The organism is Stappia indica, from assembly GCF_001696535.1.
Lineage (GTDB): Bacteria > Pseudomonadota > Alphaproteobacteria > Rhizobiales > Stappiaceae > Stappia > Stappia indica.
This window is the reverse complement of sequence record NZ_MBQE01000003.1, coordinates 304,140-317,782: the sequence shown is the minus strand read 5'-3', so window position 1 is coordinate 317,782 and position 13,643 is coordinate 304,140. Positions and strand designations below refer to the sequence as shown.

14 protein-coding genes are annotated in these 13,643 nt (G+C 70.7%); 8 read left to right on the top strand and 6 right to left on the bottom strand.

Annotation, left to right across the window (positions count from 1 at the left end; translation table 11 throughout):
- Positions 1 to 23: 23 nt before the first annotated feature.
- Genes BBX35_RS12775 through lpxK form a run of 3 tightly spaced genes read left to right on the top strand, consistent with a single transcriptional unit; the run spans position 24 to position 3,117 of the window.
- Complete coding sequence (locus tag BBX35_RS12775; protein ID WP_067220625.1) at positions 24 to 731, top strand: lysophospholipid acyltransferase family protein; 708 nt, start codon at positions 24 to 26, stop codon at positions 729 to 731.
- Positions 728 to 2,083, top strand: coding sequence for a 3-deoxy-D-manno-octulosonic acid transferase (locus BBX35_RS12770; protein ID WP_083206265.1), 1,356 nt, complete (start codon positions 728 to 730; stop codon positions 2,081 to 2,083). Before BBX35_RS12775 ends, BBX35_RS12770 begins: the two co-directional genes overlap by 4 nt.
- Positions 2,080 to 3,117, top strand: coding sequence for a tetraacyldisaccharide 4'-kinase (gene lpxK / locus BBX35_RS12765; RefSeq protein WP_067220622.1), 1,038 nt, complete (start codon positions 2,080 to 2,082; stop codon positions 3,115 to 3,117). The genes BBX35_RS12770 and lpxK overlap by 4 nt, the downstream gene beginning before the upstream one ends.
- On the opposite strand, the gene BBX35_RS12760 is transcribed toward lpxK, so the two are convergent.
- Together BBX35_RS12760 and BBX35_RS12755 are read right to left on the bottom strand one after the other, a co-directional pair.
- Positions 3,093 to 3,314 (bottom strand): DUF2093 domain-containing protein, encoded by a 222-nt coding sequence (locus BBX35_RS12760; RefSeq protein ID WP_067220621.1) that lies wholly within the window; start codon positions 3,312 to 3,314, stop codon positions 3,093 to 3,095. The genes lpxK and BBX35_RS12760 overlap by 25 nt on opposite strands.
- 110 nt (positions 3,315 to 3,424) lie before the next feature.
- Positions 3,425 to 5,230 (bottom strand): monovalent cation:proton antiporter-2 (CPA2) family protein, encoded by a 1,806-nt coding sequence (locus BBX35_RS12755; protein WP_067220618.1) that lies wholly within the window; start codon positions 5,228 to 5,230, stop codon positions 3,425 to 3,427.
- A gap of 117 nt (positions 5,231 to 5,347) precedes the next feature.
- Between BBX35_RS12755 and BBX35_RS12750 the strand changes: the two genes are divergently transcribed.
- The 3 genes from BBX35_RS12750 to BBX35_RS12740 all read left to right on the top strand — a co-directional run bounded on the left by BBX35_RS12750 (position 5,348) and on the right by BBX35_RS12740 (position 7,670).
- Positions 5,348 to 5,848: an MOSC domain-containing protein gene (locus tag BBX35_RS12750; RefSeq protein ID WP_067220616.1), complete on the top strand. Its 501-nt coding sequence runs from the start codon at positions 5,348 to 5,350 to the stop codon at positions 5,846 to 5,848.
- Between the two features lie 29 nt (positions 5,849 to 5,877).
- Positions 5,878 to 6,729, top strand: a complete 852-nt coding sequence (locus BBX35_RS12745) for a patatin-like phospholipase family protein (RefSeq protein WP_067220614.1) — start codon at positions 5,878 to 5,880, stop codon at positions 6,727 to 6,729.
- A gap of 86 nt (positions 6,730 to 6,815) precedes the next feature.
- Positions 6,816 to 7,670, top strand: a complete 855-nt coding sequence (locus BBX35_RS12740; RefSeq protein ID WP_083206264.1) for an MBL fold metallo-hydrolase — start codon at positions 6,816 to 6,818, stop codon at positions 7,668 to 7,670.
- Positions 7,671 to 7,695: 25 nt separating this feature from the next.
- Here BBX35_RS12740 and BBX35_RS12735 read toward each other — a convergent pair whose 3' ends face one another.
- Both BBX35_RS12735 and BBX35_RS12730 read right to left on the bottom strand, forming a co-directional pair.
- Complete coding sequence (locus tag BBX35_RS12735) at positions 7,696 to 8,040, bottom strand: antibiotic biosynthesis monooxygenase family protein (RefSeq protein ID WP_067220610.1); 345 nt, start codon at positions 8,038 to 8,040, stop codon at positions 7,696 to 7,698.
- 59 nt (positions 8,041 to 8,099) lie between these two features.
- The gene (locus BBX35_RS12730; protein ID WP_067220607.1) at positions 8,100 to 8,573 is read right to left on the bottom strand and encodes a nucleoside deaminase; all 474 of its coding nucleotides are present in this window, start codon (positions 8,571 to 8,573) and stop codon (positions 8,100 to 8,102) included.
- 138 nt (positions 8,574 to 8,711) lie between these two features.
- Between BBX35_RS12730 and BBX35_RS12725 the strand changes: the two genes are divergently transcribed.
- Positions 8,712 to 10,772, top strand: coding sequence for a pseudouridine synthase (locus BBX35_RS12725; protein ID WP_083206263.1), 2,061 nt, complete (start codon positions 8,712 to 8,714; stop codon positions 10,770 to 10,772).
- A complete protein-coding gene (gene rsmD, locus BBX35_RS12720) occupies positions 10,769 to 11,323 on the top strand; it encodes a 16S rRNA (guanine(966)-N(2))-methyltransferase RsmD (protein ID WP_067220604.1) in 555 nt (184 codons plus the stop codon). The genes BBX35_RS12725 and rsmD overlap by 4 nt, the downstream gene beginning before the upstream one ends.
- Before the next feature lie 3 nt (positions 11,324 to 11,326).
- Here rsmD and BBX35_RS12715 read toward each other — a convergent pair whose 3' ends face one another.
- Together BBX35_RS12715 and mutL are read right to left on the bottom strand one after the other, a co-directional pair.
- Positions 11,327 to 11,620, bottom strand: coding sequence for a hypothetical protein (locus BBX35_RS12715; protein WP_067220602.1), 294 nt, complete (start codon positions 11,618 to 11,620; stop codon positions 11,327 to 11,329).
- Between the two features lie 111 nt (positions 11,621 to 11,731).
- Positions 11,732 to 13,606 (bottom strand): DNA mismatch repair endonuclease MutL, encoded by a 1,875-nt coding sequence (gene mutL, locus BBX35_RS12710; protein WP_067220600.1) that lies wholly within the window; start codon positions 13,604 to 13,606, stop codon positions 11,732 to 11,734.
- Positions 13,607 to 13,643: the final 37 nt, after the last annotated feature.

Sequence of the window (13,643 nt, the reverse complement as noted above, 5' to 3'; positions counted from 1 at the left end):
CCGGCCCTGCTGCCGGGCGGATCATGCTGAAGCGCGCGGGCCGCAGCCCGCTCCTGCAGAAGCTGGTCGGCAATGCGCTGGCCGGCTACCTGCTTGCCGTCCGCAAGACCAGCTCGTTCCGCCTCGACCCGCCCGACCTCTACGAGCGCCTCGAGGTGGACCTGCCGGCCATCGTCGCCATGTGGCACGGCCAGCACTTCGTCATGCCCTTCGCCCGGCCACCCAGCTACGACGTCAGGGTGATGATCTCGCGCTCGGCCGACGGTGAGATCAACGCCATCGCCGCGAGCAAGCTCGGCCTCGGCCTGATCCGTGCTTCCGGCGCCCATCACGCCCACCAGGTGAGCAAGCGCGGGGGCCTGCGCGGCTTCATCGAGGCGATGCGCTGCCTGAAGGAAGGCGCCAGCGTGGCGATGACGGCGGATGTGCCGAAGGTCTCGCGCGTCGCCGGGCTCGGCATCGTCCAGCTCGCCCGCCATTCCGGGCGGCCGATCGTGCCGATGGCGGTGGCAACCAGCCGGCATATCGACCTGTCGACCTGGGACCGGGCGACGATCAACCTGCCCTTCGGCCGGATGGTCGTTGCGTCCGGCGAAGCGATCCATGTCGCCCCGGACGCAGACGATGCCGCACTGGAAGAGGCGCGCAAGGCGGTGGAGGCCTCGATGAACGAGACCACCGAGCGCGCCTACGCACTGGCCAAGTCCGCCAAGTCGGCCAAGTCCGGATGACCGCGCCCGGCCCGACGACGACGCCTCCGCCGGCCGGCCCCGTCCGCGCCGGGGTGTTGTCGCGCCTGGCCGGGGAAACCCTCCTGCGCCTCTATCGCGGCTTCGGCTACGCCATCGCGCCGCTGCTGCCGCTGCTCTTCGCCCGACGCGCACGGCGCGGCAAGGAGGACGAGGCGCGGCGCGGCGAGCGCTTCGGGCGCGCCTCGCGCCCGCGCCCGGACGGCCCGCTGGTCTGGCTGCATGCGGCCAGCGTCGGCGAGATGAACGCCTCGCGGCCGCTGGTTCGGGCCCTGCGCGAGCGCGGGCTCGGCGTGTTGCTGACCACCGGAACCGTGACCTCGGCGCGGATCGCCGCCACTGAAGCGGATCCGGGCGTCATCCACCAGTTCGTGCCCTACGACGCGCCCCCCGGCATCGGCCGGTTTCTCGACCACTGGCGCCCGGACCTTGCCATCACGGCGGAATCCGAGATCTGGCCGACGACCATCTCCGCGCTGGCCTGGCGCGGCATTCCGCTCGCCATCGCCAGCGCCACCATGTCGCCGCGCTCGGCCAGGGGCTGGCGCCGGATGCGGCCCTTCGCCCATGCGATCTTCTCGCGCATTTCGCTGTGTCTCGCCCAGACGGCGGAGGACGCGGAACGGCTCAGAGAATTCGGCGCGCCTCGGGTCGAGGTCTGCGGAAATCTCAAATTCGACGGCGGCGAGCTGCCGGTCGACCCCGCGGCACTTGAGGCCATCCGCCAGGTGCTCGGCTCGCGCCCTGTGTGGCTGGCCGCCAGCACGCATGAGGGCGAGGAAGCAATGGTCGCCGAGGTGCACGAGGCACTGCGCGGCGAACTGCCCGGACTGCTGACGGTCATCGTGCCCCGGCATCCGGAACGGGGCGGCGCCATCGCCGCCGGCCTTGCCGCACGCGGGCTGCGGATCGCCCGGCGCTCGGACGACCTGCTGCCGGAGCCGGACTGCGACATCTATCTCGGCGACACGATCGGCGAGATGGGCCTCTACTACCGGATCGCGCCGGTCGCCTTCATCGGCAAGTCGCTGGTGCCGGAAGGCGGGCAGAACCCGCTGGAGGCCGCCCGCCTCGGCACGGCCATCATCACCGGCCCGCATGTCTTCAACCTGCTGGATATCTACACGCCGCTGTTCACCGCCAAGGGCGCCGAGGTCGTGCACGACACGGGCGAACTGGCCGCAGCCGTGCGCAGGCTGCTGGGCGACCGCGCGCTGGCGACCCGGCAGGCGGCCATCGCCGCCGATGTCGCCAGAGCCGGAAGCGGCGCGCTGGACGCCAGCCTTGCGGCTCTCTCACCGCTGCTGCCGCCCGCAAGGGACGCGGGCCGGTGAGCGGCGGGTTCCAGGCCCCGTCCTTCTGGTGGCGGCCGCCCGGCCCGGCCGCCTTCGCACTCGCCCCGTTCGGCTGGATCTACGGCGAGATCACCGCACGCCGCATGGCGCGTGAACCCGTCTACACGGCTGCCGTGCCGGTGATCTGCGTCGGCAATTTCACGGTCGGCGGCACCGGCAAGACGCCCTTCGCGCTGGCGCTGGCCGAGTTGTTGCGCGCCAGGGGAGAGAGCCCGGTCTTCCTCACCCGCGGCTATGGCGGCAGGCTGTCCGGCGGCCCGCCCGTACTGCTCGACCCCGCAAGGCACGGCCCGCGCGATGCAGGCGACGAGCCCCTGCTGCTTGCCGCCGGCGGCCCGGTGGTGATCGCCGCCGACCGGGCGGCGGGCGCAAGACTGGCCGAAACGCTCGGAAGCGTGATCCTGATGGACGATGGGTTGCAGAACCCGGCGCTGGCCAAGACCGTATCGCTGGCGCTGGTCGATGCGGCGTCCGGCACTGGCAACGGTTTTTGCCTGCCGGCCGGGCCGTTGCGTGCGCCGGTGGAACGTCAGCTCGCCCATGTCGATGCGCTGGTGATGATCGGCGACGGCACGGCGGCGCAGCCGGCAGAGGCCGCAGCGCGGGCCCGGGGCCTGCCCGTCTTTCGCGCAAGTCTGGCAGCGCGCGAAGCCCAGTGGCTGAAGGGGATGCGGTTCTTGGCCTTTGCCGGCATCGGCCGGCCGGAGCGGTTCGCTCAGAGCCTGCGCAACGCCGGGGCCGAGGTGGCCGACACACGCTTCTTTGGCGATCACCACGCCTTTACCGAGCGCGAAGCCGAGGTACTGCTCGATCACGCGGCGCAGCAAGGCCTTGCGCTCGTCACCACCGCGAAGGACCGCGTGCGGCTCGGCGCCGGAGACGGCTCCGGCGCGCTGGCGCGGCTGGCAGAGAGCACGCAGGTCCTGGACGTCGAGATGCGGCCGGAAGACCCGCAGGGCCTTGCCGCGTTCCTGGAAGCGCGCCTATCTCAGGGCGCCTCGCCGCACTCCTGATAGCGGGCAAGGGCCGCCTGCGCGTCGACATAAGCTTCCTGGCGCGACACGCTCCAGTATTTCAGCTCGTCGAGCGGAATCGACTGGCCGGTCACGGCGCAGCGCACGAAGGTGCCCGGGGACAGGATCTGGAAGTCCGCGTCCAGATAGCGGATGCGCGCCTCGCCCGGCACGCGCGGGTTCTCGTATCGGTTCATGCGTCTGGTGCCTTTCGCGGCCTCTCGAGGCCGTCTTTGGCTCCTGAATACAGGCCCCTTCGCGCCTTGACCACCCCCCGCAGCGCCACCGCGGCCCGAGCGGCCCCTCCTCACCCCTGCTCCTCCGGCGGCGTGTCCTGCGGCCCCTGCCCGGCCTCGCCGCCCCGTCGCGGGGTCACCCGGTGCAGCGTATCGGCGCCGGCCATCGGCCCGCCCTGCATCTGCAGCTCCATCCGCTCTCGGTCGCGCAGGCGCACATCCTCCTCGATCTCGGCGATCCGGTCGGACGGAATACCGAGCTCGGCGAGCGCGGCGCGGCCGAAATGCACACTCGATTCGAAGGTCTCGCGGATGTGGTAGTCGACGCCCCGCCGGGTCAGCTCCAGCGCGTGGACCCTGTCGGTGGCGCGGCAGAACAGCTTGGCTTCGGGGAAATGGGCCCGGATGAGATCGATGGCCTGGCCCATCACCTTGTCGTTCTCGATGCACAGCGCCACAAGGACGGCCCGGCCGGCACCTGCGGCCTCCAGCACGTCGGGCCTTGTGGCATCGCCGACATAGACCCGGTAGCCGAGCTTGCGGGCGTAGGCGACCCGTTCCGGGCGATTGTCGAGCGCGATGACCTCCACACCTTCCGAGGTCAGCATCTGCGAGACCATCATGCCGAAACGGCCGAAGCCGACGACCAGCACGGTCGGCATGGCCTCCTCGAAGGTCTCGATGGCATCGGTCACGACGCCATGCCGCTGCAGCCGGCGGGCCAGCATGTCGTGGGCAAGGCAGGCGACGGGCGTCAGCAGCATGGAGACCACGACGACGGCGATCAGCAATGTCAGCATGTCGCGGCCGAAGATGCCGGCCACCGCCGCGGCGGTGAACAGCACGAAGGCGAACTCGCCGCCCTGCGGCAGGGTCACCGCGATCCTCAGCGCGTCGGAGTTGGACGAGCCGAACAGCCGCGACAGGCCCCAGATCAGCACGCCCTTCAGCACCATGGTGGCGACGACGCCCGCGAGCACCAGCCACCACTGCGCCAGGACGACGGGCAGGTCCAGCGACATGCCGACGGAGATGAAAAAGAGGCCCATCAGCAGCGAGCGGAAGGGCTCGATGTCGGCCTCCAGCGAATGGCGAAAGCTCGACTCCGACAGCATGACGCCGGCCAGGAATGCCCCGAGCGCCATCGACAGGCCGACCGCGTGCATGATGCCGCCGCTGCCCAGCGCCACCAGCAGCGCCGCCGCCAGCATCACCTCGCGGGCGCGGGCCCGCGCCAGCAGCGAAAACAGCGGGGTGAGGAGGTAGCGGCCGGCGAGAACCACGCCGGCGACGGCCGCGACCGTGATGCCGAGCTCGATGGCGATGTCGGCGCCCCGCGTCTCCCCGCCGCGCGGCGACAGGACCGGGATCATCGCCAGCAGCGGCACGATCGCCATGTCCTGCAGCAGCAGGATGCCGAAGGCGCGCTGTCCGTAGGAGGTCGTCAGCTGGCCGCGCTCCTGCAGGATCTGCAGCGCGAAGGCGGTGGAGGAGAGCGCGAGGCCGAAGCCAGCGATCAGCGCCACCTCCAGCGACAGCCCGCCAAGCAGCGCCACTGCGACCAGCGCCATGCCGCACAGCAGGACCTGCGAGGTACCGAGGCCGAAGATATCGCCCTTCATCCGCCAGAGCCGCGCCGGCTCCAGTTCCAGGCCGATGACGAAAAGCAGCAGCACCACGCCGAGTTCGGCGACGCTGCGGATTTCCACCGCCGAGCGGATGAAATCGAACCCGTAGGGGCCGATGGCGAGGCCTGCGGCGAGATAGCCGACCACGGAGCCGAGGCCGAGCTTCCTGGCGATCGGCACCGAGGCAACCGTGGCGGCCAGCACCGTGAGCGATTCGAAGAAAAAGGGAGGCGCGGCGTCGGTTGCCATGATGTCTCTTGATGTGCCTGCCGGCAGGGGATTGGATGGGATGCGGCAGACCGCTCTGCCCGAATCCGTCGAGAAATCCTAATTGAATTGCTCCGCAGCGAACAGGAGGCCGCACCGATGGCCAGCGATCTCAAGACGCTGATGGCACGGCACGCCCGGCCCGGCCTCATCTCGTGGATCGGCCTGCGCCCGGCGCGGCTGGCGCCGGTGGTTCAGGTGGACAGCGCCGAGGCAAGCGAGGCCGGCCTTGCCGGCGACCACTATGTCAGCGGCGGCAAGCGCGCCGTCACGCTGCTGCAGGGGGAGCATCTGCCGGTGATCGCCGCACTCGCCGCTCTGGCCGAGGTCGATCCGGCGCAGCTGCGCCGCAACGTGGTCGTGCATGGCCTCAATCTCGCCGCCGTTCGCCATCACCCCTTGCGTCTCGGCACCGCGCTCCTGCGCATCTCCGGCCCTTGCGCGCCGTGCAGCCGCATGGAGCGGGTGCTGGGTCCGGGCGGCTACAATGCCATGCGCGGCCATGGCGGCTACTATGCCGAGGTGCTGGAGCCGGGCCGTTTCGCCCTCGGTGATGCCGTGGTTCCCGAGGCGCGCGAAACGACGGAACGAGACATCTGAAGACCGGCCTTTTGCCGGCAGGAGACACGATGACAACCGCGCGGATCGGATTGGCGCTTGGCGGCGGGGGAGCCCGCGGCATCGCACATGTGCCGGTGATCGAGGCGTTCGACGATCTCGGCGTGCGGCCGACGGCCATTGCCGGCACCTCCATCGGCGCGATCTTCGGCGCGGCCCACGCCGCCGGTCTCGACGGCAAGGCGCTGCGCGAGATCTCGCAGGCGACCTTCGCGGACCGGAACTCGGTGCTGGCGCGGCTGTGGAAGCTCAGGCCGCGCAAGCTCGGCGATCTGTTCGGCAGCCCGCGCATCATGCAGTTCGATGCGTTGAAAGTGCTGGAACAGTTCGTCGGCCAGCACATCCCGGCGACGTTCGACGACCTGGAAACGCCGCTGACGCTGATCGCCACCGACTTCTACCAGTGCCGCGAGGTGCGCCTCGAACGGGGCTCGCTGCACCATGCCGTGGCCGCCTCCATCGCCATTCCCGCCCTGTTCAAGCCGGTGACGGTCGGCGGACGGATCATGGTCGACGGCGGCCTGGTCAATCCGCTGCCCTTCGACGCGTTGCCGTCCAATATCGACATCGTCGTCGCCAGCGACGTGGTCGGCTCTCCGATACCGCGCAAGGGACGCAACCTGCCGGGCGCGGGCGATGCGGTATTCGGCGCGACGCAGATCCTGATGCAGTCCATCGTGCTGGAAAAGCTGAAGAACCGTCAGCCGGACGTGCTGGTGAAACCCGACATCTCCGGCTTCCGGGTGCTCGACTTCATGAAGACCGCGATGATCCTGGAGGCGGCGGAGCCGATGCGCGAGATGGTCAAGCAACGGGTGGCGGCGGCCATCGAGGCCTACGAGACCGGGCGCGAGATCGCCTGAGCCCCCCCCGGCCTGCTCTCTCCGCCTTGAAGCGCGTCGGCGGGGCGCTATCCTTACCTTGCGGCACGCAAGCACGGAGCCCCGCCATGGACCTCACGACGTTCCCCGCCCCTCGCCTGTCCGTCCGTTCGTGGCAGGAGACAACGCGCGCCGCCCTGGCCCGGCTGGGCGGAATGCTCGGTTTCCTGGGGATCGCCGCAGGCCCGGCCGCGGCCTCCTGCCAGCTTCTCGCCGACGGGTGGATACAGCCCCCGGTGCCCATCGTGCGGCAGGCCGCGCTGGCGATGGACCAGGTCGGCATCACCTTCATCGGCCATGCCACCTTCGAGATCGAGACGCCCAGGGGCGTACGGATCGCCACCGACTACAACAACGTTCACCGGCCCGGGCGGCTGCCGCGGGTGGTGACGATGAACGGCGCCCATTCCACGCATTTCACCCTCAATCCGGATCCGGGGATCGAGCATGTTCTGCTCGGCTGGAACCCGAACGGCGGGCCGATGGACCACAACCTCACCATTGAGGACGTGCGCATCCGCAACCTGCAGACCAACATTCGCGGCTGGGACGGCGAGACCCGCGCGCTCGGCAACTCGATCTTCGTCTTCGAGGTGGCGGACCTGTGCATCGCCCATCTCAGCCACCTGCACCACCGGCTGACGACGGAGGATCTGGCCCGGCTCGGTACGATCGACATCGTCTTCGCCCCGGTCGACAATGCCTCGACGCTGCGGCTAGACAGCCTGGTGGAGGTGATCCGCGCCGTCTCGCCCCGCATCGTCATCCCGATGCATGCCTACACCTACGGCTCGCGCGAGAGCTTCGTCGCGCATATGGCGGGCGAAGGGTTCCGGATCGAGATGTCGGAGAGCCCGCTCTACATCGCGAGCCGCACGACGCTACCCACCGAGAAGACCGTGCTGGTACTGCCCGAGGGGTGAGCGCGCTGCAGCGCCCCTGCAGACATCACCCGTGCATGGCGATACTGTCTTCCGGCGCCTCGCCGCGCTCGGTCATGCCGTAGTCGCGAATGACGGCCGCCACCCGCAGGCGATAATTGGCGAAGTGGGTCCCGCGCCCCGCCGTCTGGGCCATGCGATGGCGCGCCTCGTGCCGCCACTTCGACAGGGCTTCCTCGTCGCGCCAGAAAGAGATCGAAAGCAGCTTGCCGGGCTCGGTCAGGCTCTCGAAGCGCTCGACCGAGATGAAACCGTCCTGCTCGGCGAGCAGCGGCTTCAAGCCCGCCGCAATGTCGAGATAGGCGCCCTTGTGGCCCTCTTTCGGCCAGACCTCGAAGATTACAGCAATCATGGTCCTCTCCCTCCCTCGCCGGCAGCGGCCGTTTGTGCCTGCCGCCTGCCGGTCTGTCGTCAGCCGCGCCTGTCCCTGAAAAAGCCGCGCAGCAGATCCGCCGCGTCGCGCTCGGCAAGGCCCGAATAGACCTCCGGCGCGTGATGGCAGGTGGGCTGCGAGTAAAAGCGCACGCCATTTTCCACCGCTCCGCCCTTGGGATCGGACGCGCCGAAATAGAGCCGGCGGATGCGGGCGAAGGAAATCGCCGCCGCGCACATCGGGCAGGGCTCGAGCGTCACATAGAGATCGCAGTCGGGCAGCCGCTGGCTGCCGAGGGACGCGGCAGCGCGGCGCATCACCAGGATTTCGGCATGGGCAGTGGGGTCGCTCAGCTCCAGCGTGCGGTTGCCGTCGGCGGCCAGGATCTCGCCGCCGCGCACCAGCACGGCGCCCACCGGCACCTCGCCGCGTGCCGCCGCCGCGCGCGCTTCCTGCAGCGCCAGATCCATGAAACCGCCGGAGCCCGGAACGGGGCTTTCGTTGCCTGTCATGGCCGCGACCCTACAGCCCCGGCGGGGCGTTTGGAATCGCCAAGTCGGGGCCGGATCGCCCCCTTGCGGAAAACGCATGGCGAGGCGCTGAAAAAGCGCGCTTCCCGCAGCCCTGCGGCTCTGGTATGACGCGGCACCATGACCGAAGACAATCGATCCTCGCGGCCTCCGCGCCGCGCCCCCGCGCCGGGGAAATCCGGCAGCGGACGCCCCGGCAACGGCAAGCCCCGCGCAGCGCGCGGCAATGACGGCCCGCATCGCGCTGCGGACGGAGCGGAGGCGCGCGGACCGCGCAAGAGCTTCGGCCCGAAGGCCGGAGGCGAGCGCAAGTTCGGCGACAAGGGTGGCGACCGGGGTGCAGAGCGCGGCGGCGAGCGCAAGTTCGGCGAGCGACGCGGCGGCCCGGATGCCGGCGGCAAGCGCTTCGGCGAGAAGAAGAGCTTCGGCGGCAAGAAGAGCTTCGGCGAGCGCAAGGGCGCCCCGAAGCGCGACAAGACGCCGCCTCCGGGTGCAGCTCCCCTGGCCGCGCGCACCGCGGATGCCGAGCGCATTGCCAAGGTGATCGCCCGTGCCGGCCTGTGCTCGCGCCGCACGGCCGAGAGCTGGGTGGTCGCCGGCCGTGTGGCGGTCAACGGCACCGTCCTGACCTCGCCCGCCGTCACCGTGTCGGACGCCGACCGCATCACCGTGGACGGAGAGCCGCTGCCGGAGCGCGAGCGCACGCGCCTGTGGCTCTACCACAAGCCGCGCGGCCTGGTGACGACCAACTCCGACCCGGAAGGCCGGCCGACCGTGTTCGAGCGGCTGCCCAAGACCCTGCCGCGCGTGCTGACCGTCGGGCGCCTCGACATCAACACCGAAGGCCTGCTGCTGCTGACCAACGACGGCGGCCTGTCGCGCGTGCTGGAACTGCCGGCGACCGGCTGGCTGCGCCGCTACCGCGTGCGCGCCTATGGCGAGATCACCCAGGACCGGCTCGACCAGCTGGCCGACGGCATCGAGGTCGACGGCGTGCTTTATGGCGCCATCGAAGCCCAGATCGACAAGGAGCAGGGCGACAACGTCTGGATGACGCTCGCCCTTCGCGAAGGCAAGAACCGCGAGATCAAGAAGGTGCTGGAGCATCTCGGTCTTGCCGTGAACCGGCTGATCCGCATCTCCTTCGGCCCGTTCCAGCTGGCCGAGCTGCCCGAGGGCGAGGTTCGCGAGATCCGAGGCAAGGTGCTGCGCGACCAGCTCGGCGAGCGACTGGCCGCCGAGGCCAATGCCGATTTCGAGGCCCCGCTCCTGACGCCGGGCGGCGAAGCCGACAGCGAGAGCGCGAAGCCCGCTCGCAAGTCCGCCCCCGGAAAGCCGGCCGCCGGCAAGCCGGGAGCCACACGGACCGAGGATCGCTACCTCAGCGCTCGCGAGGGCCGCGAGGCCCGCGAGAAGCCGTCCCGCACCCGACGCAAGGAAGAGAGCCGGGCGGCTCGCCCCTCGCGCAACGAGCCGGAGCCCTCGGCCTACGTCTCGCCGCGCTCGCGCTTCCGCTTCACCCCCGACACGATGCCGCGCACGCCCAAGGGCGACGGCCAGTCGGCCGGCGCGCGTCGGCGGATCTGGGACGAGGACGGCTCGCTGGTGGTCGACACCGCCCCGCCGTCCGAGGACGGAGCGCGCGGTGCAGGTCGCGGCAAGCCTGCCGGAGGCAAGTCCTTCGGCGGCAAGGCTGGCGGCGGCAAGTCCTTCGGGGACCGGAAGCCCTTCGGGGACCGGGCCGAGCGCAAGCCCTTCGCGGCACGCTCGGGCGACGACCGCCTGCGTCGTTCCGGCCCGCGCGAGGATCGTCCGCGCGACGACAGGCCCCGCGAAGACAGGCCCCGCGAAGACAGGCCCCGTGGAGATCGCCCTTTCGGTGATCGGCCCAGAAGCGACAGGCCCAGAAGCGACCGCCCCCGCGAGGATCGTCCGAGAGGCGACAGGCCCTTCGGTGACAAGCCCAGAAGCGACCGTCCGCGTGAGGATCGCCCGAGGGGCGACAGGCCGTTCGGCGGCAAGCCGGGCGGGGACCGGCCGCGCGGGGATCGTCCCGGTGGTGGGCGTCCTGGTGGCGGTCGTCCGGGCGGAAAAGGCCCGGGTAGCCGGGGACCGGGCGGCAAGGGCCCCAGCGGCAAGGGATCGGGCGGTAAAGGCCCCGGTGGGGGCTGGCGTCCGTGAGGATCGTTGCCGGGCGCTTCCGGGGCTCGCCCATCGAGGCGCCGCGCGGTGATGCCACGCGCCCGAGCAGCGACCGGCTTCGCGAGACGCTGTTCAACGTGCTGGCCCACGGCCATGGCGAGGCGCTGCAGGACACGCGGGTCCTCGACCTGTTCGCCGGCAGCGGTGCGCTGGGGCTGGAGGCGCTCAGCCGCGGCGCGCGCCACTGTCTCTTCGTCGAGGAGGCAAGTGCGGCGCGGGCGGCGATCCGCTCCAATGTCGAGGCGCTCGGCCTGACCGGGGCGACCAAGATCTTCCGCCGCGATGCAACGCGCATCGGGCCGGTCGGCACCATTGCCCCCTTCGATCTCGTCTTTGCCGACCCGCCCTATCGCAAGGGCTTGGGCGAGCAGGCGCTGGCCGCCTGCCTTGCCGGCGGCTGGCTGGTGCCGGGCGCACTGGTGGTGCTGGAAGAGGACGCCAAGACCGAGATCGCGCCGGTGGACGGGCTGGAAGAACTGGACCGACGCACCGTCGGCGAAAGCCAGTTCGTCATCTACCGCCGCTCCTAGCCCCTAAGGCGTTGGTGTCGGCGCTGGAGGCGACGGCGCCTTGCGACGCGGGCGTGTGCGCCTCAGCGCCGCAGTAAGGCCCTTCGGGGCCTTTTCTTCGAGCCAGATGAACGCCTCGTCGAGCCGCAACAGGCGGCGACGGCGCGCGCGCAGCCAGCGCGTTGCCTGGCGGCTGCTGCCGAGAATCAGGATCAGCCCACCGGCGATGAGCGGCACGCCCGTGGGAAGCGGCGTCCACACGGTCGCAAGACCGAGCAGGATCATCACCACGGCCGCCGCCCAGACGAACAGTTTCATGCGCAATCGGCTCCGGAACGAGACGGGGCGCGGCACGCGCACTCCCGCCGGCAGCCAGATGACACGCGGGGCGTGACAGGTGAATGACGCGCGAGCCCTCTGCCCGCTCGGCTACTTGCGGCCGAACAGGCGCTCGATGTCCGAGAGCTTCAGCGAGATCCAGGTCGGGCGGCCGTGGTTGCACTGGCCCGAATTGGGCGTTGCCTCCATCTCGCGCAGCAGCGCATCCATTTCCTCAGGCCGCAGCCGGCGGCCGGCGCGCACCGACCCGTGGCAGGCCATGGTCGCGGCGACATGGTCGAGCCGCTCGCGCACGCGGGTGGAGCTGTCCCATTCGGCGAGGTCGTCGGCAAGGTCCGTGACAAGGCCGCGAATGTCGATCTGGCCGAGCATGGCCGGCGTCTCGCGCACCGCGACCGCGCCGGGCCCGAACGGCTCCAGCACCAGACCGACGGCTTCCAGCTCCTCGGCGCGCTCGGCAAGACGCGCCACATCCTCCTGCGGCAGTTCCACGATCTCGGGGATCAGGAGGCCCTGCCGGGCGACGCCGCGCTCCGCCAGCGCGGCCTTCAGCCGCTCGTAGACCAGACGCTCATGCGCGGCGTGCTGGTCGACGATGACGAGGCCGTCCTCGGTCTGGGAGATGATGTAGGTGGCATGGACCTGCGCCCGCGCCGCACCGAGCGGGCGGGCCTGACGCTCCTCCGTCGCTTCGCTCGCATGCGCGTGAGCGCGGGCGTCGGCCGAGGGCATGTCCAGCGTCTCGAAGCCGGCCTGCGCCGCCTCGCCGAACCCGCTGATGAGGCCTGCTTCCGCCTCCTGCTCCGCGCCGTCCAGCGGCCGGAAGGGCGAAGCGCGCCAGTCGGAAGAGGCCGGGGCGGGCGACGTTGCGGAACGCTGGTAGCCGTAGCTGCTGCCGGCGGACGGGCCGGACGCATAGCCGGTCGAGAAGGACGCCATTGCTGACCGTGCAGTGTGCGAGGAGGCAAGATGGCCGGCCTCGGCAAAGACCTGGCGCAGGCCGCCGACGATCAGCCCGCGCACGAGCTGCGCATCGCGGAAGCGCACATCCGCCTTGGCGGGATGGACGTTGACGTCGACCTGCCGGGGATCGAGCTCGATGAACAGGACGGAGACCGGATGCCGGTCGCGGGCCAGCACGTCTGCATAGGCCCCGCGCAGCGCCGACATCAGCAGCTTGTCGCGCACCGGCCGGCCGTTGACGAAGAAGAACTGCGACAGCGAGTTGGCCTTGTGGAAGGTCGGCAGGCCGGCGAGCCCGTGCAGCCGCACGCCCTCGCGCTCCGCGTCCACCGGCCGGGCGTTCTCGACGAAATCGGTGCCCATCACCTGGGCGATGCGCGCCTCCAGCGCCCGCTCGCCGCTCGCGGCCGCGTAAGTCGTGGTCTGCCGGTCGCTGCCCGACAGCTCGAAGCGCACCGACGGATTGGCGAGCGCCAGCCGGCGAACCACGTCGGTGACCGCCGCCCCTTCGGCCCGGTCGGACTTCAGGAACTTCAGCCGGGCCGGCGTTGCGAAGAACAGATCGCGCACCTCGACCTGGGTGCCGCCCGCGTGGCTGGCCGGGGCCGGACCGTCCTTGCGGCCGCCCTCGACGCGCATCGTCCAGGCATGAGGCTCGGTCGCATGGCGCGAGGTCATGGCCAGGCGGGCAATGGCGCCGATGGAGGGGAGCGCCTCGCCGCGAAAGCCGAGGCTGCGGATGTCGAACAGATCGTCCTCGGAGAGCTTGGACGTGCAATGGCGCTCGACCGCCAGCGCCAGCTGCTCGCCGGGAATGCCGCAGCCGTCGTCGTCGACGCGGATCAGGGTCTTGCCGCCCGCCGCCGTCGACACGGCGATGCGCGCCGCGCCTGCGTCCAGCGCGTTCTCGACCAGCTCCTTGACCACGCTGGCCGGCCGCTCGATCACCTCGCCTGCCGCGATCTGGTTGATCGCGTGGTCGCTCAACTGCCGGATCGTCATTCCCGGATCTTCACCTTGCGAATCGTCCCCTCGCCCG